This window comes from Dongia soli, from assembly GCF_034044715.1.
Lineage (GTDB): Bacteria > Pseudomonadota > Alphaproteobacteria > Dongiales > Dongiaceae > Dongia_B > Dongia_B soli.
In genome coordinates, this window is sequence record NZ_JAXCLW010000002.1 from 1,082,874 (window position 1) to 1,102,666 (window position 19,793).

Annotated in this window: 22 protein-coding genes; 13 read left to right on the plus strand and 9 right to left on the minus strand. The window is 60.5% G+C overall.

From position 1 onward, the window contains the following. Window positions 1-7: 7 nt before the first annotated feature. The 4 genes from dmeF to SMD27_RS11535 form a co-directional block, all read right to left on the minus strand. Window positions 8-994 (minus strand): CDF family Co(II)/Ni(II) efflux transporter DmeF, encoded by a 987-nt coding sequence (gene dmeF / locus SMD27_RS11520; RefSeq protein ID WP_320508509.1) that lies wholly within the window; start codon window positions 992-994, stop codon window positions 8-10. 17 nt (window positions 995-1,011) lie between these two features. Further along, window positions 1,012-1,278, minus strand: coding sequence for a metal-sensing transcriptional repressor (locus tag SMD27_RS11525; RefSeq protein WP_320508510.1), 267 nt, complete (start codon window positions 1,276-1,278; stop codon window positions 1,012-1,014). 45 nt (window positions 1,279-1,323) lie between these two features. Continuing rightward, window positions 1,324-1,845, minus strand: coding sequence for a DUF3280 domain-containing protein (locus SMD27_RS11530; protein ID WP_320508511.1), 522 nt, complete (start codon window positions 1,843-1,845; stop codon window positions 1,324-1,326). A gap of 74 nt (window positions 1,846-1,919) precedes the next feature. After that, the gene (locus SMD27_RS11535; RefSeq protein ID WP_320508512.1) at window positions 1,920-2,309 is read right to left on the minus strand and encodes an ArsR/SmtB family transcription factor; all 390 of its coding nucleotides are present in this window, start codon (window positions 2,307-2,309) and stop codon (window positions 1,920-1,922) included. Window positions 2,310-2,373: 64 nt separating this feature from the next. Between SMD27_RS11535 and SMD27_RS11540 the strand changes: the two genes are divergently transcribed. Together SMD27_RS11540 and SMD27_RS11545 are read left to right on the plus strand one after the other, a co-directional pair. Beyond that, window positions 2,374-3,426, plus strand: a complete 1,053-nt coding sequence (locus SMD27_RS11540; protein WP_320508513.1) for an alkene reductase — start codon at window positions 2,374-2,376, stop codon at window positions 3,424-3,426. Between the two features lie 227 nt (window positions 3,427-3,653). Continuing rightward, window positions 3,654-4,619 (plus strand): flavodoxin family protein, encoded by a 966-nt coding sequence (locus SMD27_RS11545; RefSeq protein WP_320508514.1) that lies wholly within the window; start codon window positions 3,654-3,656, stop codon window positions 4,617-4,619. Window positions 4,620-4,825: 206 nt separating this feature from the next. On the opposite strand, the gene SMD27_RS11550 is transcribed toward SMD27_RS11545, so the two are convergent. Beyond that, the gene (locus tag SMD27_RS11550; protein WP_320508515.1) at window positions 4,826-4,999 is read right to left on the minus strand and encodes a YdcH family protein; all 174 of its coding nucleotides are present in this window, start codon (window positions 4,997-4,999) and stop codon (window positions 4,826-4,828) included. A gap of 230 nt (window positions 5,000-5,229) precedes the next feature. On the opposite strand from SMD27_RS11550, the gene SMD27_RS11555 reads away from it, so the two are divergent. Next, window positions 5,230-5,898, plus strand: coding sequence for a UbiX family flavin prenyltransferase (locus SMD27_RS11555; protein ID WP_320508516.1), 669 nt, complete (start codon window positions 5,230-5,232; stop codon window positions 5,896-5,898). Between the two features lie 23 nt (window positions 5,899-5,921). Here the strand turns inward: SMD27_RS11555 and SMD27_RS11560 are convergent, their stop codons facing one another. Further along, window positions 5,922-6,443: a TIGR02444 family protein gene (locus SMD27_RS11560; RefSeq protein ID WP_320508517.1), complete on the minus strand. Its 522-nt coding sequence runs from the start codon at window positions 6,441-6,443 to the stop codon at window positions 5,922-5,924. Window positions 6,444-6,687: 244 nt separating this feature from the next. Here SMD27_RS11560 and ygfZ point away from each other — a divergent pair, with 244 nt between their 5' ends. The 7 genes from ygfZ (at window position 6,688) to SMD27_RS11595 (ending at window position 14,583) form a co-directional block, all read left to right on the plus strand. Continuing rightward, window positions 6,688-7,635: a CAF17-like 4Fe-4S cluster assembly/insertion protein YgfZ gene (ygfZ, locus tag SMD27_RS11565; protein WP_320508518.1), complete on the plus strand. Its 948-nt coding sequence runs from the start codon at window positions 6,688-6,690 to the stop codon at window positions 7,633-7,635. 92 nt (window positions 7,636-7,727) lie between these two features. Beyond that, on the plus strand, window positions 7,728-8,810 hold the full coding sequence (locus tag SMD27_RS11570; protein ID WP_320508519.1) for a DmpA family aminopeptidase: 1,083 nt from the start codon (window positions 7,728-7,730) through the stop codon (window positions 8,808-8,810). A gap of 466 nt (window positions 8,811-9,276) precedes the next feature. Next, window positions 9,277-10,188, plus strand: a complete 912-nt coding sequence (locus tag SMD27_RS11575) for a hypothetical protein (protein WP_320508520.1) — start codon at window positions 9,277-9,279, stop codon at window positions 10,186-10,188. A 96-nt stretch (window positions 10,189-10,284) separates the two neighbouring features. After that, window positions 10,285-11,457, plus strand: coding sequence for a hypothetical protein (locus tag SMD27_RS11580; RefSeq protein ID WP_320508521.1), 1,173 nt, complete (start codon window positions 10,285-10,287; stop codon window positions 11,455-11,457). Window positions 11,458-11,496: 39 nt separating this feature from the next. Then, window positions 11,497-12,909, plus strand: coding sequence for a hypothetical protein (locus SMD27_RS11585; RefSeq protein WP_320508522.1), 1,413 nt, complete (start codon window positions 11,497-11,499; stop codon window positions 12,907-12,909). A gap of 28 nt (window positions 12,910-12,937) precedes the next feature. Further along, window positions 12,938-13,897 (plus strand): hypothetical protein, encoded by a 960-nt coding sequence (locus SMD27_RS11590; protein ID WP_320508523.1) that lies wholly within the window; start codon window positions 12,938-12,940, stop codon window positions 13,895-13,897. 167 nt (window positions 13,898-14,064) lie between these two features. Beyond that, window positions 14,065-14,583: a cupin domain-containing protein gene (locus SMD27_RS11595; protein WP_320508524.1), complete on the plus strand. Its 519-nt coding sequence runs from the start codon at window positions 14,065-14,067 to the stop codon at window positions 14,581-14,583. A gap of 7 nt (window positions 14,584-14,590) precedes the next feature. On the opposite strand, the gene SMD27_RS11600 is transcribed toward SMD27_RS11595, so the two are convergent. The 3 genes from SMD27_RS11600 to SMD27_RS11610 form a co-directional block, all read right to left on the minus strand. Next, entirely contained in the window at window positions 14,591-15,154 is a 564-nt protein-coding gene (locus SMD27_RS11600; RefSeq protein WP_320508525.1) for a Pycsar system effector family protein, read from the minus strand. 139 nt (window positions 15,155-15,293) lie between these two features. Further along, window positions 15,294-15,647: a GNAT family N-acetyltransferase gene (locus SMD27_RS11605; RefSeq protein WP_320508673.1), complete on the minus strand. Its 354-nt coding sequence runs from the start codon at window positions 15,645-15,647 to the stop codon at window positions 15,294-15,296. Beyond that, window positions 15,565-15,861 (minus strand): GNAT family N-acetyltransferase, encoded by a 297-nt coding sequence (locus SMD27_RS11610; RefSeq protein WP_320508526.1) that lies wholly within the window; start codon window positions 15,859-15,861, stop codon window positions 15,565-15,567. Before SMD27_RS11610 ends, SMD27_RS11605 begins: the two co-directional genes overlap by 83 nt. Window positions 15,862-16,206: 345 nt before the next feature. Here SMD27_RS11610 and SMD27_RS11615 point away from each other — a divergent pair, with 345 nt between their 5' ends. From SMD27_RS11615 to SMD27_RS11625, 3 genes are read left to right on the plus strand one after another with little or no spacing between them, the layout of a single operon-like run. Then, window positions 16,207-17,811, plus strand: coding sequence for an ABC transporter substrate-binding protein (locus SMD27_RS11615; protein ID WP_320508527.1), 1,605 nt, complete (start codon window positions 16,207-16,209; stop codon window positions 17,809-17,811). 28 nt (window positions 17,812-17,839) lie between these two features. Next, the gene (locus tag SMD27_RS11620) at window positions 17,840-18,841 is read left to right on the plus strand and encodes an ABC transporter permease (RefSeq protein WP_320508528.1); all 1,002 of its coding nucleotides are present in this window, start codon (window positions 17,840-17,842) and stop codon (window positions 18,839-18,841) included. A gap of 20 nt (window positions 18,842-18,861) precedes the next feature. Next, entirely contained in the window at window positions 18,862-19,788 is a 927-nt protein-coding gene (locus SMD27_RS11625) for an ABC transporter permease (RefSeq protein WP_320508529.1), read from the plus strand. Window positions 19,789-19,793: the final 5 nt, after the last annotated feature.

Sequence of the window (19,793 nt, forward strand, 5' to 3'; positions counted from 1 at the left end):
AGGCCCCTCATCGAGCCACTAATGTGGGGTGGAAGCAGGGCTCGACCTCAATGGTCACATGGCTTAGCCCCGGCAAGCCGGCGAGACGCGCCTTGTAATGACCCGGCCGTGCGGGATGGTCGGAGACAATCGTGATCACTGCCGCATAGTGGCTGGGCCCGATCCGCCATAGATGCTGATCCGCCACCCGGTCGCCCTCCACTTCCAGCCGGCCGCGGATAGTATCGGCCAAATCGTCGTCCGGCACGGTATCGAGCAGGGCGGCGCCCGCCGCCCGAATGAGCCCGTAGGCCCAGCTCAGGATCACCGCTGTTCCGACGAGCCCAACCAAGGGATCGATGAACCGCCAGCCGAAGAACCAGGCCGCCAGCAAGCCGGCAATCGCCAGAACAGACGTCGCCGCATCCGCCAGGACGTGAATATAGGCGGCGCGCAGATTGAGATCGCCCCCTGCGCTAGCTGCGTGATGGTTCCCGTGATCGTGCTGATGGTCATGATCGTGGTGGTGGTGATGGTGATGGTGATGGTGGTGGCCGTGATCATCGCGCAGGATCCAGGCGCTGAGCAGATTGACCGCCAGGCCCACGACCGCAATGCCGATGGCCTCGCCATAGGCAATATCCACCGGATGCAGCAGCCGTTTTATACTTTCCCACCCAATTGCCACCGCGATCATGGCGAGGATGACCGCGCTCGCGAAGCTGGCGAGATCGCCCAGCTTGCCTGTGCCGAAGGAAAAGCGCCGGTCGCGCAGATGGCGCCGGGCATAAAGATAGGCCAGTGCGGAGATCGCCAGCGCAGCCGCATGGGTCGACATATGCCAGCCATCGGCGACCAGCGCCAAGGAACCGAACACCGTGCCGCCAGCGATCTCCACCACCATCATCGTGGTGGTCAGCGCTACCACGAGCCAGATGCGCTTTTCATTCCGGTGGTGGTTCTCGCCGAGAAAGACGTGCTCATGTGTCCAGGCATCGAGGGAATGCGTATGCATGACCCGCTTTCCGATCGTCAGAGATATTTCGCCAGTTCGCCGAGCGTCGCCAGTTTTGCCCGGGCCTCGCGCGGCAGCGGGCCTACCGTCTCTTCCAAATGATGCTCGATGTGATCGAGAACCAGGGCGCCCTTGGCTTTCTCAAGTGCTTGGATGACGGCGGCCATCTGCTGGGCGATAGCGAGGCCGTCCTTGCCATCCTCGACCATGCGGAGCACGGTCGCCAGATGCCCCTGGGCCCGTCGCAGGCGGTTCAATATCTGCGGATTGTTGGTGTGGCTCATATGATTGATATATCCCCTCCCCCCGGATAGGTCAATCGTAGTAGGTCAATCGGGTTTCAGCAGGTAATGGCGCAGCATGTAGCTGAGGCCATGTTGCCAGGATTCATCGGTGTTGCCGCGGATATCGACACTTTTCACGAAGGTCAGTTCCCCGGTCTCCACATTTTCCATATAGAGGTTGATGTTGAGGATGAGGTTGCTGACCTTTTGCACCGTGCCCCAGGCCGCAAGACTGGCCCCGGCCTGCCGGGCGTAATTCCGCTCGCAGCCATTGCAGTTGCGGATATCCGCCTCGGCGTCGATTTGCTGCTGGAGGTCGGTCGGGATATCGACCACCGCATAGCGGCCCGACGCGCTCAGCTGCTCCCGAAGCTGCTCATCCAGCTGGCGCAGGCGCGCCATCTCCTCAGGCGAGGTCGGTTGCAGCGAGCTGTTGATCAGATCGAAGCCAAGAAGCGCGATCCGGGTTGGTGCCGCCTCGCCAAGCGCATCACCGCCGGCCATCAAGCCGGGGATACAGGTCATCCCGATCGCAATAGCGATAACAGACCATCTGCCAATTGCCATCCCTCATCCTTGCGGTGCGGCGCCGAGGCGGCAACTGTTCCTTGGGCCAAGAGGCGGTCGAACCAGCAGCATCGCTAGATCTTTTTGAGATTGCGCCTGGCCGTTTCCAGGATCGACGGGACCAAGCCCGGAAAGGCATCGTCGACATCCTGGCGCAGTGAAACGAAGCAGCGCGTTCCCTCCTTGCGGCAGGTGATAACACCGGCTTCGCGCAGGATCTTGATGTGATGGCTGAGCGTCGAATTGGCGACCCCCACGTCGAAGTCGCCCCATCCGATTTCCTCGCCCCGGCTAAGACGGCACACCACCGACAACCGCACCGGGTCGCTGAGCGCGCCCAGAATGCCGGTCAGGGTGATTTCCGACTGCGAGGGATGCCACAACTGCTTCATGGCGAAACGCTCGATGCTCCTTGTTTTGCCCTTGGACCCGCCTATATTCAATGTTCGTCGAACATCGAACATTGGTCAATCCATTTTGATCGGATGTGACTCAACTCAATGATCTAACAGCAAAAAGCAGATTGCGATGTCAAAACTCTTTGATCCGATCACCGTCGGTGACCTGAAGCTGCCGAACCGTATCTTCATGGCGCCCCTCACGCGTCAACGGGCCAGCGAGGGCCGCGTGCCGAATGAGTTGATGCGTGAGTATTATATCCAGCGGGCCTCTGCCGGGTTGATCCTGTCCGAAGCCACCGCGGTTACGCCGATGGGTGTTGGATATGCCGATACCCCGGGTATCTGGTCGGACGAGCAGGTCGAGGGTTGGAAGCTGGTGACCAGGGGCGTGCATGATGCCGGCGGTCACATCTTCCTCCAGCTCTGGCATGTCGGCCGCGTTTCCGACCCCCATTTTCTCGATGGCCAGTTGCCCGTGGCGCCGAGCGCCATTGCCGCCGAGGGTCATGTCAGGTTGTTAAAACCGCAGCGCCCCTATGTGACGCCACGCGCCCTGGACCACCGCGAAATACCCGGCATCATCGCAGCCTTCCGCAAGGGCGCCGAAAATGCCCAGCGCGCCGGCTTCGACGGCGTCGAAATCCACGGCGCCAACGGCTATCTGCTGGACCAGTTCCTGCAAGACAGCACCAATAAGCGGATCGACGATTACGGCGGGCCGGTTGAAAACCGCGCCCGCCTGATGCTGGAAGCCACCGATGCCGCCGTCTCCGTCTGGGGTGCCGATCGCGTCGGCGTGCATTTGGCCCCGCGCAGCGATTCCCAGTCGATGGGCGACAGCGATCCGCTGGCCACCTTTGGTTATGTGGCTCGCGAACTCGGCAAGCGCAAGATCGCCTTCATCTGCGCCCGCGAACATGTCGGCGTCGACAGCCTGGGACCGAAACTGAAGAAGGAGTATGGCGGCATCTATGTGGCCAATGAACAATTGACCAAGGAAGCCGCCGAAAAGCTGCTGGCCAGCGGCGATGCCGATGCGGTCGCTTTCGGGAAGGCTTTCATCTCCAATCCCGATCTGCCGAAGCGGTTGCGCCAGGATGCGCCGCTCAACGGCTGGGATTCCGCCACTTTCTATGCGCGGGGCCCCAAAGGCTACACGGATTATCCGGCACTCGCCTGAGCTTCCGTAAGCGACCCCGCGAAACGACAAACCCGGCGGTGCCAATGCATCGCCGGGTTTTCACGGAACCTGTGATTGGCAATGCCTGTTACCTTTTCATCCAATGGCAGAAAGGCAGGCCATGGCCGAAACAGCCGATGTCAGAACCGGGCAAGGTCAACCGAAGCTCGATCGGGAGGCTTTCGCCGAGAGATACCGCCAGCATTTCAAAGACCCGATTTTCGATCATGCTCAGGCAGAGATCGAGCGCCTCATCGATCGCCTGGGACGGTTATCGTCAAGGCCGAAAGGCACCGGTGACGCGCAAGGCCGGCCCCGGCTTTACGGATCCCGACTACGATCTTTCGGTCGATTGGCTAAAGGCACATGACGCGATCATCGAAGCCGGACGCCGCCAGCGCGATCCCGCATCGCCCACGCGCATCCTGCTGATCTGCGGCTCACCGCGCACCGACGACACCTGCCCCAGCGAGATGTCGAAAAGCTTCCGCCTCGTCTCGCATTGCCGCGACGCGATGATCAAGGCCGGATGCGAAGTCGATTTGCTGGATCTCAGCCGCGTCACCGCCGAATACGGGCGGGTCATCTATCCCTGCAAAGCCTGCGTCTCCACCTCCATGGCGCTCTGCCATTGGCCGTGCTCCTGTTATCCCAATCACAGCCTCGGCCAGGTCAATGACTGGATGAACGAAATCTACCCGCGCTGGATGGCGGCACATGGCGTGATGATCGTGACGCCGGTTCACTGGTATCAGGCGCCCAGCGTGTTGAAATTGATGATGGACCGATTGGTCTGCGCCGATGGCGGCAACCCCGATCCGACCAGCACCCATGGCAAGGATGCTGCGCGCGCCAAGCAGATCGAACTCGCCGGTTGGCCCTATCCGCGCCATCTCGCCGGACGTGCCTTCAGCGTGCTGGTACATGCCGATAGCGAAGGCGCCGATGAATTGCGCCGCGCTCTAACCGACTGGCTGTCCGCTATGCATCTGGTCGAGGCGGGTAGCGCCTCGATCGGCAGGTATATCGGCTATTACCAACCCTATGCGACCAGCCATCAGGCACTCGACCAGGAAGCCGCCTTATTTCTGGAAGCGCAAAATGCCGCGGCGGCGCTGATCAACAAGATTTGTCAACTCCGTAGCGGGCAAACAGAACCCGATGCAGGACTGACCGATCCGCGTCCGAAGTAACATGCGAAGTCGAGATATGGGGAAGGCTGATGTTTTATGCCCGGCCCGGGGGCCGATCAAAAGATCGGCCCGGCGGACCGGTTATGGCCGTCTTTCCTGGCCGTAACGGATCGTGCGATCCCACTTGCCAGCGTGGCGGCCGCCGGACCAGAACCGTCCGGCTGGGTATTCGACGGCGCCGCTACGGGCAGCGCCTGGCTAAGCGACTAAGTGCGGTAGACGGGCATTGCTGCCATAGCATCTTTTAGCCGGAGTTTTTGCTTCTTTAGATCGCTCAGAAACGTTTCATCAGGATGGGGGCGTCTTTCTTCATCCGCAATGCGGATCTCCAGCTCGGAATGCTTTGCTTTCAGCGATTCCAGATGCGACGCAAGAGCCATCGGCAATTCTCCCTAACGGTTGGAGTGGCAGAGGCCGACATTCCCGCCCGGCGGCAAATGGCAGCCCCCAAAGGAAGCTCACGAACGTTAATGAACGCTTGTTGCGCTCATTGGAGGAAACTGCAAAACGGATGGTAGTCCTGTTCCCTTATCTAGTAAATTGGAGAAATATCAGTCGAATCAAGAATCGACGGTAAATGACTCGTTAATGCAGCAATAGGATTGACCTAATGGCGCCCCGGGGCAGTGCCGCGCGTACAACCACGCCGTCTTCAAGCTCGCTATCTGCACCATCGCAGCATGTTCCGCCTCGCTTGATCGTCGGGATTTCCGGCGCATCCGGCGTTGTCTACGGGCTGCGTCTCCTTGAAATGCTGCAAGACAGCATGATCGAAACGCACCTTGTGATGTCGCGCACCTCGGAGGTGACGCTGGCGCACGAAACCGATCGCAAGGTGAAAGCGGTGAAAGCGCTCGCGGATTATTGCCACGATGCGGAAGACATGGCCGCCCCGATCTCCAGCGGCTCGTTTCTCACCATGGGCATGGTGGTCGCCCCCTGCTCGGTAAAGACATTGGCCGAGATTGCCACCGGTGTTACCACCACCCTGACCTCACGCGCCGCCGATGTGGTGTTGAAAGAGCGTCGCCGTCTTGTCCTTATGGTGCGCGAAACGCCACTCCATGCCGGGCATCTCAAGAACATGCTGGCGGTGACGGAGATGGGGGGCATCATCGCACCGCCGGTCCCTGCCCTCTATGCCAAGCCGCAAAACATCGAGCAGATGATCGATCACAGTCTCGGCCGCGTGCTCGACCTTTTTGGCATCACCAGCGAGCGCGTACATCGCTGGGGCGAAGAGAAGCTGGCGAAGCGGCGGCCAAATAATAATGCGTAACCGCGCAGGCGGCGCGGCTCTTTTCACAATTCTTTGAGGATCGCTGCGATATCGGCTTCGTCCTGCGCATCGGGTTCGTTCGACGTGCTGATGCGCGGCAGAAAATCGAGATAACCGCGCAGCACCGGCAAGGCGAGTTCCGCTGGCGGCAAGGCGGAAAGCTTCGTGCAATGCGGCTCCGCCGCCGCGGCAATCTGGCGCTGGGCGATACGTTCGCAATCCAGCTCAGCGCCGAGCAAGGTATGTTTCAGCGATTGCTGATCGATCTTGCCGATCTCCTCGGCGAAATCCGATTTGATGCGGCGACGCACCTGGCGCAGCGGCACCACGACCTTTTCCCGCCAAGATGAAACGGCCGCATCGATCGACTGCACGCCATCGAGCGGCAGGCGATAGCCCAAGGTCGCCAGCCAGCAGATCCCCAGCAACATGTTCACATCCGCATTGCGGCGATCCTGCAGCGACAGCAAAGCGGCGGCCACATTGGGCTTGCAGTAAAAGGCCAGGCTGAATTCCCAGAAGCCATCCGCATTGAGTTTGATCACCTGCCCAACCTCGCCCCAATTGCCGATGCGTCGCTACCCGGCCCGGCCTTCCCAGCTGGATGACAAACAGGTTCCAGCACTTGGCCGCAACCTTATCCGAAATCGCGATTCGTCCCAAAATGCGCAGATTCCCTTGCAAAAATAGGGCTTTAGGGACTTCTCCTCCACAAGCCGGGGCTTGTCTTCGGACGGGCGATGCCCAACTATGGCTTAACGTGATTCACGATCATTGGATTCTCCCGGCATGAGCGAAGCCTTTTTCCTGCTCCCCGATACCCGCAGCGTCCTTGCCCTTACCGGCGCGGACCGGGCCGCATTTCTCCAGGGCCTGATCACCAACGACACCGCCAAACTCAGCCCCGAGCGTGCGATCTATGCCGCCTTCCTGACACCGCAGGGAAAATACCTGCATGATTTCTCGATCGCCGTGCTGAAGGATGCAGATGGCGAAGAACGCTATCTGCTGGATGTCGAAGCGGCCCGCCGGGCAGATCTGCTGAAGCGCCTGTCGATGTATCGCCTGCGGTCGAAAGTCGCCCTTGCCGATGTGGGCGGCGATTTTGCCGTCGCCATTCTGTATGGCGCGGATGTCCCGGCCACCCTCGGCCTGCCCGCCGAGCCCGGTGTGACGAAGGCATTTGGCAATGGCGTCGTCTTCACCGATCCCCGTCTCGCGGCCTTGGGCGCCCGCGCGATCCTGCCGCGCGCCGAAGCGGCCGCCTGGCTGTCGAATGCCGGTCTGAAGCAAGGCGAGTTGACGGCCTATGACCGTTTGCGCCTGGGGCTCGGCGTGCCGGAAAGCGGCCGTGACCTCATTCCCGATAAATCGATCCTGCTGGAATCTGGCTTCGATGAACTGAACGCCGTCGATTGGCAGAAGGGCTGTTATATGGGCCAGGAGCTGACAGCGCGGACGAAATATCGCGGTCTGGTTCGCAAGCGCCTGCTGCCGGTGAAGATCGAGGGCGCCGCGCCGGAAACCGGCACCCCTGTCATGGCCGGCGACAAAGATATCGGCGAGATCCGCAGCCACAGCGCCGACGGCACGATCGGTCTCGCCATGCTGCGCCTCGAAGCGCTCGATGCCTTGCGCCAAGGTGGCACCGTAACGCTGCAGGCCGGCAATGCAACGCTCACCCCCCTCCTGCCGGATTGGGTGCGGCTGCCCGAAGCCGAAAGTGCGACGGGATAAACTTCCGGTTTCTTCCGATGGCGGCTAATGGCCAAGCCCGCGCGGCTCTGTTATAGAGCAGGCTCCTCTTTCATCCGTTTCGGGGGCTGACCATGAGCGTGTCTTCTGCGAAACCGCGCCTGCGCGATCTCGGCATCACTCTTGGCCAAATGGCGCCCGGATCGCTCAATGCCATTACCGATGTGGCGGGCGTCAAGGTCGGCTATACGACCGTCATCACTGATACGCCCCGTGTGGTACGCAGCGGCGTCACCGCGATCTGGCCCTCGGACAGCATCTACACCGATCACCTTTTTGCCGGCTATCATTCCTTCAACGGCAATGGCGAGATGACCGGCACCATCTGGCTACAGGAACAGGGAACCTTGGCCGGCCCGATCGGCATCACCAATACCCATGCCGTCGGCGTGGTGCGCGACGCGATCTGCCGGCTTGCCGCCGAACGCTTTGTCCAGAATCCCTGGCATCTGCCGGTGACCGGCGAGACCTGGGATGGCTGGCTGTCCGATGCCGAGACCTTCCCCATCACCACCGACCACGCCTTGGCCGCCTTCAAGACAGCGCAAGGCGGCGCCATTGCCGAAGGGAATGTCGGCGGCGGCACCGGCATGATCTGCCACGAATTCAAAGGCGGCACCGGTACCGCGTCCCGCAAGCTGAGCGAGGCGCAGGGCGGCTGGACGGTAGGCGCGCTGGTGCAGGCCAATTACGGCATGCGCGAGATGCTGCGCTGTGGTCATGCGCCGGTCGGTCTAGAGATCACCGCCGATATCGTACCCAGTTCACGCGACGAGCCGAAGGACCAAGGCTCCATTATCGTCATCCTGGCGACCGATGCCCCGCTGCTGCCGATCCAATGCCAGCGCCTTGCCCGCCGCGCAACGACCGGCCTTGCCTGGGCCGGCGGCTTCGGCGCCAATTCCAGTGGCGATATCTTCCTCGCCTTCTCTACCGGCAATGTGGTGCAGGCTGGCGCAAGGATGACCGACATCCGTATGCTCGGCCTCGATCAATGCACCCCGCTTTTCCAGGCCGCCGCCGAAGCGACCGAAGAGGCGATCTGGAATGCCATGATCGCAGCCGAGACGATGACCGGGTTCAAAGGCCGCACAGTGCATGCCATTCCGCATGATCTGCTGCGTCAGGCCGTGGCGCGTTATCGTCGGCAAGACTGACTCTCTCATCCATTTGAATGAGATGATATGAAGCAAAGTCGCTCTCCGTCATACACGTCGTGGTCGATGCATATGGCGGAGCGCGAATTTCTTTTCATTCGACATACTATTGCATGCTTGATGCTTGTGATGCCGCATCGAGCGTTGTATCCTCTCATTATCCACTGAACATGAATTTCAACCGCCGAACTTCTATGAGGTAGCGGCGCGCGTCAGACCACCGCAGCAAGAGCTGCTTTGCGTTGGCTGTACGAAGTGTGACGGCCTTGTCTCAAGCAAGGACCGATCGCTCGTACCAATGATGACGATTGGCGATCACCAATGTGGTGATTGATGGGGCGGCGCTGTTCTTCAGCGTTGCGTCACGATTTTGATCATCTCCATTTCCATTCCGCTCGTCGCTTTGCGACCGGGCATGGTTCACTTCGCCTATATGTCTGCGCTGCGACGATGACAGGAGTACGCCATGGCAAGAAATCGCGAGCTGAGGGACTTTTCGCAATTGGAACGCGAATTCGAACTCGAGATGGAGGATGCAGGCTCCATCGAGCAGGAATTCGATGATATGGAAAGCGACGAAGAATTCGAGGAAGACGAGGCAGATGACGAGGCCTTCGAACTCGATGAGCAATTCGAGCAGGATGAGGAATTCGAATCCGTCGATGATGAAAGCGGCGATGCTTCGGGACAAGACCAGGAATATGTCGAACGCTTCCTGGAAATAGCTGCGCGGGAATTCGAATCCGAAAGTGAAGTCGATCAGGCGATGAACGAAGTCTTGGACGACATGTCACGCGAATATCTTTTCGGTGGCTTGGTGCGCGGCATCAAGAAGCTCAGCAAAAACAAAATCCTGCGATCTCTCGCCAAGAAAGGGCTGAAATATGCCGCCGGCAAATTCTTTCCCGGCGTCGAAGCGGCCATGCAACTGGCCAAGGGCAATGTCAAAGGCGCCCTCCTGAATATCGGCAAGCAGGCGCTCGGCACGGTGGTCCCGGGCGGAACAGCCACGCTCGATGCCGTCAAATCCTTGGGCCTTGCCGCCAGTGAATATCCCGAACGCAATCAGCAAGCCTGGGAGAATTACGTCACCCTGGCGCGCGAAGCCTATGAATATCTTGCCGATAATGTCACCGAGAATGCCGACAGACCGGCCGAGGCCGCGCGGCTGGCAAATAACGCCATGCGCCATGCCATCACCCGGGCGCAGTCGCGGGCGGCAAGCATGCGCCGCTTACCAGGGAGAGGCATGCGGCGGCGCGGACGACATGGCTACGCGACTTCTCTCGGCCAGACGGTACAGCATGGCCAGGCGCGCGTCATTCGCCTGAAGGTCGCGCCGGGGCAGCGGATCAAGCTGATTATCATCGGCCGCTAACCCGACAAGGCGATGGTCAACCGCAGCAACTACCTGCAACAGCGGGCGGAATCCTTGCTTTTCCGCATCGGCAGTCTGAGCAGTTTGAGGCGTCTCGTGAATCTTCCGCCACAGCAGGATATTTCGGAGCGTCAATGGGCCGTCCTGGAGCCGCAACTTGCTGCCGCGACCGCCCGCCTGTCGGCGCGCGTCAAACGGGCCACCGATCAATTGCTGCCGCATATCGATGATGGCCGGGCGACACGGCGGCTGAACGCAGCTCTCGGCCAGATCGAACTGGACCTGTCGCGTGCCTTTCTCTTCTTCGACACCTACATGGATGTGCTGACCCAGCGCAATTCGGCTGAACTTGGCGCTATCCTGCGCGGTTGCGATGCGTTGGCGATGGATGCAATGCGGCGCGACCATCCGGCACTTGGCATCATCGAGCCGCCTTTGGTCTATTGCGATCGCGGCTTCGGCGCCTCCATCGTGCGTGAAAGCGTGCCCTTTCCCGATACATCGCCGAACCCGATGCCGCTGTTGCAGATTCCTTATGGCCGGCTGAAGGAGAAGCACAACCTCACCTCCATCCTGCATGAATCCGGTCACCAGGCCCTGGCGCGGCTGCAACTGGTCTCCGCTTTGGCAGATACGTTGCGGGATGCGCTGGCGCGGGCCGGCGCACCGGAACAGATCCGCCACCTTTACGCACTCTGGTCTTTCGAGATTGGCCCCGATTTCTGGGCTTTCGCACTTTCCGGCATTGCGGAGGCGGCCGCGATCCGGGACCTCTTTGCCCTGCCCTCGGGCCATGCATTGCGGGTTTCCTATCACGACCCCCATCCGCCGCCTTATCTGCGGGCGCTGCTGACCTTCGACTGGTGCCGCCGCGCCTGGGGACAAGGTGCTTGGGATGATTGGGAGAGGCAATGGCTGGCCGCCTATCCGCTCGATGCCGCGCCGACCGAGACACGGCGCGTCCTCCTGCAGGCGCGGCGCTTCATCCCCGTGGTCGGCCAGACGTTGTTTGATACGAGATTTCGCGTGCTGGGCCGGCGCCGGTTGCTCGATCTCTTCGATCTCGCACCGCTGGCGCCCAATGAATTGAAGCGCCGGGCAAGCGGCATCCGCGGCGGCAAGCTCGATCTGACCGGCCTGGCGCCGAGCGTGCAGCTCGCGGTCTTTCGCATGGTGCGCGAATGGTACCCGATCGGCGAAGCACAGCTCGACCGCCTCATGTCGGATTGGCTGATGCGGCTCGGCCGGAGCTACCGCCACAGCTTATGAGGACAGATCGCTGAAACGGCTGACAAGGAGAGGATCAAGATGGCAAAGGAAACTGAAAACCAGCAATCGGGCCAATCCTCCGCCCAATCAAATGCTGCATCAGCGGGCAATGCATCCGCCGCCCAAACCAGCCCGGCCTCTCTTGTGATCAGGATGGAGCGGCCGCCGGTCGTCAATACCACAGACCTGCTGCGGGACAAGCGTCGCCTGACCGTGGCCTTTCCGCCCTGCACGGACGAACTCCTCGCCCTGATCCGCACCAGCGATAGCGACGACGTAACCAAGTTCTTCAAGGACTATTTCAAGTTCCGCCGCCACCATATCCTGGGCCAGACAAAAATCGGTGGTTCGGGGCAATGGGAAGATATCGAGAACCATCTCGATACCGTGCTCGATCCGGCACTGCTGGATTGCCCAAACGGCATCATCCTCGAGCGGCAGGAATCAAGTGCCCATTATGATTATGACCAGCAGGACTGGCCAAGCGAATGTTGCCTCTGCTCTCCCTGCGTCACGTTGGATGGCGAGCGCAATTTGCCGCCGCAACCAACCGTGCCGAGCATTCCGAACGGTATCCGCCGGCTTTTCGTCGCCGATGCCCTATGGCTGTTCTATTTCGAGCGGATGGGCATCCAGCAGATCCTGGGCGTCATTCTGGATGCCTTTGCCTATAACGGCCGGCTGCCGATTTCCAATGGATCGCTCAGCATGGCGATCAAGGACGATATCGTCGCGCTGGTGCTGGAAGTCATGGTCAGGCAGACCAAGATGGGACTGGCGCCGACTGTGCGGGACCGGGCTTGCCTCTACCGCACCACGCTCGGCTGGACCTCGAAAACCGGCCGGGGCCTCAATCTCGATACCGAGGTCAATACCGGCTTCAGCACCCTCTTCCATCGTTTCATCGCCAATGCCTTGGATTACTACAAGGATAAGCGCCTGGCCGTCGCCATTCGCGGCACCGCCGTGCCGGACGCGCCCCCCTCGGTGGCGACGCTGATCACCATCAGCAACACGATCGACGTCCTGAAAAAACGTTTCGAGGCGTTCGCCTATGGCCGCAATTACTACAACACCCTTGCCGGCATTGTCTGGACCATTGCCGGCATGGCGATGATCCGGGAGCTGCGCGAGACACTCGGCATTCCACCCGCTTATGGCGATGCCCATGAATTCATCCCCGCCGCCTATGATATTCTCGTCCTCAAGCGGTCGGTGACCCATGGCGAGATCAATCCCTATCTGGAGCATAAACGCTGCGCCGAACATGGCCGCGACCTTCTGCTCGATCTTGAAGTGATCAATCACGAACAGAACGCCCCGGGTCAGGAATTGGATAACTGGCTTTACCAGGTCGAGACGAAAGTGGAAGCCTATCGGACCGCCTATCGCAGCCTGACCGGCGTCGATCTCGGCGCGCCGGGAACACCGACCATCGAACAGCAAGTCTGAAGACGGCTTTCACGACCGAGAGGTTCCGATGCGAGAGCGACTTCATATGGAACAGGAATTCCAGATCCTGCTGCGGGAGTTCGACAATCCGCAGGATGCGAAGAAGGCCGCACAGGCCAAGGCAGCCGCGGCAAAGGCGGCAGCGCAGGCAAAGGCGGAACGGGCGAAGAAACTCGCATCGGCGCAGAAACAAGCCAAGGAGCTTCAACCGTTTTTCAAACAGGTCCTCTCGCGGCAGATCAAACCGGGTGGCGCGAAGATCACTTATGGCCCGGCGGTCGGCGCTAAGGTCAGTCTCGCGGTCATCGCCGATGGCGATTTTGAGAAAGCCAATGAGGCCGAGGCAAAGCGTCTTGCCGCGCAGTTGCAGAAGAAGGCCTTGAAATTCGCCCCCGACTCTGTGCAACGGAGGCTGATCGCCTTCTACAACGCCCAGGGAGAAGCCTTGCCAAGCCGTTTATCGGTGGTCGATGAGAAAACCCGCCTGACGCCCGATGAAGACGCCGCTGTCTTCTCGATCGCACGCGCGATGACTATTGCTGACACCAAGAGCGAAGCCGCTAAAGTGGACGGATTCTATTCGTCCACGACGAAAGCGATCTCGCTCCGCGAATCCGCGATAACCGCCGGCGCCATCGCCCACGAAATGACCCATGCTTACGCCCATCCGAATTGGCACGATTTTATCTATCTGATGCGAGTGCGGGGCATGAAGGAAACCGACAAGCTTAATGAAGGTATGACGAGCCATCTTTCCGGCCTCGTGATCGATGCATGGTTTGCCAAACAGAGCGGCGGTACGATACCGAGCACTGGCTATGGGCCCGATTACATCGCGATCGCGAATGACTTCATCAAAGAAGTTGGACAGGAAGCCGCCTTTACAGCGTTCTTCGGCGGTTTCGTCGATTTCACCGATAACGATAAGCCGGAAGACTTCCTGCTGATCGGCAGTGCAAAAAAGAAATGGAAATGGAAGTGGCGGTGATCGCCGTCACTCTCTCCACGGCTTAACCCCGTGACCGGTCATCGACCGTTGTGTTAGCCTGCGCAACGATACACGATGCCGGCAGCGTTGCCATGTACCCGTAGCCACCGTCTCATTGGCCGGCATGCCTGAATTACCGCGACATCTATTTCCGATAGGTGGATATCATGCCAGCCAATGCTTCACTACCGGTCTCGGCCAGCGATCTGGTCGATCGTCTTGCCTTGCAGCCGCATCCCGAAGGCGGGTTCTTTCGCGAAACCTATCGCGCCTCGCTGACCTTGCCGGCCGCCGGTCTGGCGCCGCATTTCTCCGGCGCCCGCCAGGCATCGACAGCAATCTATTACCTGCTGGCGGCTGACGACCGGTCACGCTTGCACCGGATCCGCTCGGATGAGGTCTGGCATTTCTATCTGGGCGATCCGCTCCAGGTCATCGAACTGACGGAGAACGGCGAGGTCCAGGTGACGCTGCTTGGCACCGATTTCGCCGCCGGCCAGGTGCCGCAGCATGTCGTGCCGGGCGGCCGCTGGTTCGGCGCCTGCCCGGCTCCCGGCTCGGCCTATAGCCTGGTCGGCTGCACCGTGGCGCCGGGTTTCGACTTCGCCGATTTCGACATGGCCGATCGGCCGGCGCTGCTGGCGACCCATCCCGCCGCAGCCGATTGGATCAAGCGCTTGACCTGATCAGCTATTATCCGGCGCTGAACAAGCCCCAAAGAGCCCACCACACCGGCGGCGCCAGCAGGACCGCGATTGCCACAAAGGCGACCCGCGACGACCAATGAAAGAAGCGCATCTTGCGCTCGGCGATCTTGCTGTTGATGGCGATCTGCGTCATCAGGTCGTCGATATAGGCTTGCGAAATCGACTGGCCCTCGGCCGGCAGGTAGCGGGCGACGAAGTGGGCCTTGAAATCCGCGATCTCCAATGGCGCGATATCGCCGAAGAACAGCAGATTGCGGTGCTTTTCCTGCGCTTTCCCTTTCGCGCGATTCATCAGACGCGGCGCGATCGACCAGACGCTGAGCATGGCGGCAATGGCGAACAGCATCAACGCAATGGTCAGCGCAACCACATATTCCCGGGACAAGCCGCTACCGGCCTTCAGCATATTCACGCTGGCGATGATCCAGGCGGAACAGAAGGTCAGCAGCGCCGCATTCTTCGTTTCGGCAAAGCGCAGGATGTCCACCGCCCGCGCGAGATTGGCCGTTACGATGCGTTCAAAGGCCGCGTTCCTGTCATCGTTGCCCATGCCCCTTCCCCCAGATCTACAGGTTCCTGACTCGCCGTGTCTCTAATGGAAAAAGTGGAAAGATACTATCAGGAAATGGCCGGTCGGATTTCCCTCGCAACCATAGGGATAAGGCCGCGTGATCGGGCTCCCCCGGGTGTCATGTTTGCTGCAAGTGCGCGTTGGCGGACCGCCATTTTTCCCGCGTTAGGCGGTAGAGCACGTGTCGCCGCAAGGGATCACCCACTGGCAAGACAGGATGGTCGAAATCCTCGGCCGGGTCATGGCTCATACCCAGCCGCTCCATTACCGCGCGCGACCGGCGATTGACCGGCACGGTGAAGGACACGATTTCGTCGAGATCGAGGCTTGTGAAGCCATAGGCCAGCGTCGCCCGGGCCGCTCCGGTCGCATAGCCTTGACCCCAGCCCTCACGTGCAAGAAGCCAGCCGATTTCCATACAGGGTATGAAAGGCGCTTCGAAGCTCGGCCGATGCAGGCCGACGAAGCCGATGAAATCGGCGCCACCTCGCCCCTCGACCGCCCCAGAAGCCGAAATCCTGGATCGTCATCAGCGTGCGGATTCGTGCCGCCATCGCATCGCTTTCTTCGCGGCTGAGTTGCTTCGGCAGGAATTCCGTGACCTGGGGATCGGCATTCAGCGCAGCGAAAGCCGGCAGGTCGCTCTCGCGGCAGTTACGTAACAGCAGGCGCGGTGTTTCAATCATACCGTATGGTGAGTCGTCCTCGACACTGTTCTGCGCTTTCACATCCGCGCCGGACAGGCCGGCGATCTGTCGGCCGGCAATCGAAGCGGCGGCGAGTCGCCGTCAATTCGAGAACAACTGGCGTGCCGACCGCCTGTGCCAACCACAGGATAGCCGTCTCGCCGATCTTTTTCAGCGCCCATCCCGGCAACTTTTTGACCGATTGGGCAGATATCGTTTACCTGGATGACACAACCATGATAGCGTTTCCCGCCCTCTCCGACCGAGACGCCGCATGGCGTGGTGCGGGGCGCGGATGGTGAAAAACCATCGGGGAACGCAGGACGGCAAACTGGGAGACATTTGATGAGACTGCTGACGAAATCGGCCGTGGCGGCGCTGATGCTGACGCTGGCTGCTGGTAGCTATGCTGCTGGCCATGCGGCCCATGCTGCGACGCCGAAAGACATTCTGGTCATGGCCTATGTGATTGACGATCTGATCTCGCTCGATCCGGCCGAGATTTACGAATTCTCCAGCTCGGAATATCAGGCCAACGTCTACGACCATCTCGTCGTGCTCGACGTCAAGGATACCTCGAAGATCCTGAACCGCGTCGCCGAGAGCTGGACCATCGGCGACGATGGCAAGACCTGGACCTTCAAGATCCGCTCCGGCATCAAGTTCCAGTCGGGCAACGAGCTGACCGCCGAAGACGCGGCTTTCTCACTGCAGCGTTACGTGATGCTGGACAAGAGCCCCGCCTTCATCCTGGGCCAGTTCGGCCTGACCAAGGAAAATGCCAAGGAGAAGATCCGCGCGAAGGATGCCTCGACGCTCGAGGTCGAACTGGACAAGGCCTATGCCCCCAGCTTTTTCCTGAACTGCCTGACCTATGTCAGCTCGATCGTCGACAAGAAGCTGGTCATGTCGCATGAGAAGGACGGCGACATGGGCAATGGCTGGCTGAAGACCCATTATGCCGGTTCCGGCCCCTTCTTCCTGAAGGATTGGAAGCCCAACCAGTCGCTGATCCTGGAAACCAACCAGCACTATTGGAACGGCGTGCCGAAAATCAAGCGCGTCCTGATCAAGAACGTGACGGAAAGTGCGACCCAGCAATTGCTGCTGCAAAAGGGTGATGTCGATATCGCCCGCAATGTCACCGGCGACCAGTTGACGGCGCTGGAAGGCGACAAGAACGTCAAGATGGAATCCGCTTCCAAAGCGACGCTCTGGTATCTCGGCTTCAGCATGAAGAACCAGTATCTGTCGAAGCCGGAAGTGCGCAAGGCGCTCAAATATCTCGTCGATTATGACGGTCTCGCCAAGACCCTGTTCAAGGGCGTCGGCAAGCCGCACCAGACCATCCTGCCGGAAGGCCAGCTCGGTGCCTCCGACGAGATGCCGTATAAGCTGGATGTCGCCAAGGCCAAGGAATTGCTGAAGCAGGCGGGCCTCGAAAACGGCTTCAGCGTGACGATGGACACCACCAACAAGACCGAGACCATGGAACTGGCGCAGGCGATCCAGTCGACCTGGGCGCAGGCCGGGGTGAAGCTGGAAATCAAGCCGGCCGACAACAAGCAGACCCTGACGCGCTATCGCGCCCGGCAGCATGATATCTATATCGGCCAGTGGGGTTCCGACTATCAGGATCCGCATTCCAATGCGGAAGGCTATGCCACCAATGCCGATAACAGCGACAATGCCAAGAATAAGCTGCTGGCCTGGCGCAATTCCTGGTTCGTGCCGGATCTGACCAAGGAGGTCTATGCCGCGCGCGACGAAAAGGATAATGCCAAGCGCGTGGAGATGTATGGCGACATCCAGAAAAAGGTGCTGGATGACGGCCCATATCTGATCATGTTCCAGCAGATCGAAACCGCCGCCGTGAACAAGAATGTCGACGGTTTCGTCGTCGGTCCGACCTTCGATCTCAATCTCTATCACGACGTCGTCAAGCACTGACGTCGCTCAGGGATTGAGGTAGAGCGGCATGAAGGCGAGCATCCGGGTTCTAGTATCGGTCATCACGACCCTGTTCGGTCTGTTGCTGGTGACCTTCTTCATCGGCCGGGTTCTCCCGGCCGACCCGGTGCTCGCCGTTGTCGGCGACCATGCCTCGGCCGAGGTCTATGCCCGCACCCGTCAGGAAATGGGCTTGGACAAGCCGCTCTGGGAGCAATTCTTCACTTATGTGAGCCATGTGGCGCGGGGCGATCTCGGTGTTTCGCCACGGACTGGTCGGCCGATCCTCGAAGATATCGCCCAGGTTTTCCCCGCCACCTTGGAACTGGCGACGGCCGGGACGCTGATCGGCGTCATCATCGGCGTGCCGGCCGGCGTCTGGGCGGCGATACGCAAAGACAAATGGCCCGACCATCTGGTGCGCTTCCTCGGCCTGTTCGGTTATTCGGTGCCGGTCTTCTGGCTGGGCCTGATGGGCCTGCTGCTATTCTATGCGAAGCTCGAATGGCTGCCCGGTCCTGGCCGGCTCGATTTCGGCTATGAGGATATGATCGAGCCGGTCACCGGCATCATGACCATCGATACGCTGATCAGCGGCGATATGGAGATGTTCAAGAACGCCTTGATGCATTTGCTGTTGCCGGCCTCGATCCTCGGCTATTACTCGCTGGCTTATATCAGCCGCATGACCCGCTCGCTGATGCTGGGCCAGTTGCGCCAGGAATATATTTTGACGGCGCGGGTGAAAGGCGTGTCGGAAGGCAAGATCATCTGGCGCCATGCCATGGGCAATATCCTGGTGCCGCTGCTGACCGTGATCGTGCTTTCTTATGCCAGCCTGCTCGAAGGGTCGGTGCTGACCGAAACGGTCTTCGTCTGGCGCGGCCTTGGCCTTTACATCACCGACTCTCTCTTCGCCCTCGATATGACGGCGGTGCTGGGCGGAACTTTGGTGGTGGGCTGCGCCTTCATCTTCATCAATATGCTGACCGACCTCGCTTATCGCGTTCTCGATCCGAGAGCGCGATAGTCAGGTGCAAGGGTAACGCGATGAGCCTCGCCAACGACAATCTCCCGCCGTCGATGAGCTGGCGCGGCTGGCTGCTGACGGAAACCCCGCATTCGCGGATGCAGGCAAGGCTCGGCCGCGCTTATCTCGGCTGGCGCGGCTTCCTGCGCAATCCGCTCGCCATGGCAGGCCTGTTGATTTTCATCATCCTGGTGCTGACGGCGATCTTCGCACCGCTGCTCACCAGCCACGATCCACTGGCCGGCGACCTCGGCCGCCGCCTGTCGCCGCCGACCGACGCCAATATCCTCGGCACCGACCAGCAGGGCCGCGATTTGTGGAGCCGGATCGTCTACGGCTCGCGCATCACCCTGATGATCGTCTTCCTGGTCGCCATCACCGCCGCCCCGATCGGCCTCGTCATCGGCACGGTCGCCGGCTATGCTGGCGGCTGGGTGGAAGCCGTGCTGATGCGCGTCACGGATGTCTTCCTGGCCTTTCCGCGCCTCATCCTCGCCCTCGCCTTCGCCGCCGCGCTCGGACCCGGCATCGAGAATGCGGTACTGGCCATCGCGCTGACCGTCTGGCCGCCTTATGCGCGCCTCGCCCGCGCCGAGACATTGGCGGTGCGGCATTCAGACTATGTCGCCGCTGCGCGCATGAGCGGCGCCTCGCCCATACGCATCATCATCGGCCAGATCATGCCGATGTGCATGTCCTCGCTCATCGTCCGTGTTTCCCTCGACATGGCCGGCATCATCCTGACCGCCGCCGGGCTCGGCTTCCTCGGCCTCGGCGCCCAGCCGCCTTCGCCCGAATGGGGCGCGATGGTTTCCAGCGGACGCGAACATCTGCTGGACCAGTGGTGGATCTCAACCTTTCCCGGCATCGCCATTTTCGTCGTCAGCCTGGGCTTCAACCTGATCGGCGACGGCTTGCGTGACGTCTTCGATCCGCGCGAGCAGTGAGGATG

What these genes read in the sequence shown, in the direction of transcription:
- SMD27_RS11550 (WP_320508515.1), bottom strand. Translation starts at nt 4,999, where the DNA reads ATGGCTCTTGCGTCGCATCTGGAATCGCTGAAAGCAAAGCATTCCGAG.
- ygfZ (WP_320508518.1), top strand. Translation starts at nt 6,688, where the DNA reads ATGAGCGAAGCCTTTTTCCTGCTCCCCGATACCCGCAGCGTCCTTGCC.
- SMD27_RS11555 (WP_320508516.1), top strand. Translation starts at nt 5,230, where the DNA reads ATGGCGCCCCGGGGCAGTGCCGCGCGTACAACCACGCCGTCTTCAAGC.
- SMD27_RS11590 (WP_320508523.1), top strand. Translation starts at nt 12,938, where the DNA reads ATGCGAGAGCGACTTCATATGGAACAGGAATTCCAGATCCTGCTGCGG.
- SMD27_RS11585 (WP_320508522.1), top strand. Translation starts at nt 11,497, where the DNA reads ATGGCAAAGGAAACTGAAAACCAGCAATCGGGCCAATCCTCCGCCCAA.
- SMD27_RS11530 (WP_320508511.1), bottom strand. Translation starts at nt 1,845, where the DNA reads ATGGCAATTGGCAGATGGTCTGTTATCGCTATTGCGATCGGGATGACC.
- SMD27_RS11610 (WP_320508526.1), bottom strand. Translation starts at nt 15,861, where the DNA reads ATGATTGAAACACCGCGCCTGCTGTTACGTAACTGCCGCGAGAGCGAC.
- SMD27_RS11525 (WP_320508510.1), bottom strand. Translation starts at nt 1,278, where the DNA reads ATGAGCCACACCAACAATCCGCAGATATTGAACCGCCTGCGACGGGCC.
- SMD27_RS11625 (WP_320508529.1), top strand. Translation starts at nt 18,862, where the DNA reads ATGAGCCTCGCCAACGACAATCTCCCGCCGTCGATGAGCTGGCGCGGC.
- SMD27_RS11600 (WP_320508525.1), bottom strand. Translation starts at nt 15,154, where the DNA reads ATGGGCAACGATGACAGGAACGCGGCCTTTGAACGCATCGTAACGGCC.
- SMD27_RS11620 (WP_320508528.1), top strand. Translation starts at nt 17,840, where the DNA reads ATGAAGGCGAGCATCCGGGTTCTAGTATCGGTCATCACGACCCTGTTC.
- SMD27_RS11570 (WP_320508519.1), top strand. Translation starts at nt 7,728, where the DNA reads ATGAGCGTGTCTTCTGCGAAACCGCGCCTGCGCGATCTCGGCATCACT.
- SMD27_RS11545 (WP_320508514.1), top strand. Translation starts at nt 3,654, where the DNA reads ATGCTCAGGCAGAGATCGAGCGCCTCATCGATCGCCTGGGACGGTTAT.
- SMD27_RS11595 (WP_320508524.1), top strand. Translation starts at nt 14,065, where the DNA reads ATGCCAGCCAATGCTTCACTACCGGTCTCGGCCAGCGATCTGGTCGAT.
- SMD27_RS11575 (WP_320508520.1), top strand. Translation starts at nt 9,277, where the DNA reads ATGGCAAGAAATCGCGAGCTGAGGGACTTTTCGCAATTGGAACGCGAA.
- SMD27_RS11535 (WP_320508512.1), bottom strand. Translation starts at nt 2,309, where the DNA reads ATGTTCGATGTTCGACGAACATTGAATATAGGCGGGTCCAAGGGCAAA.
- SMD27_RS11540 (WP_320508513.1), top strand. Translation starts at nt 2,374, where the DNA reads ATGTCAAAACTCTTTGATCCGATCACCGTCGGTGACCTGAAGCTGCCG.
- dmeF (WP_320508509.1), bottom strand. Translation starts at nt 994, where the DNA reads ATGCATACGCATTCCCTCGATGCCTGGACACATGAGCACGTCTTTCTC.
- SMD27_RS11615 (WP_320508527.1), top strand. Translation starts at nt 16,207, where the DNA reads ATGAGACTGCTGACGAAATCGGCCGTGGCGGCGCTGATGCTGACGCTG.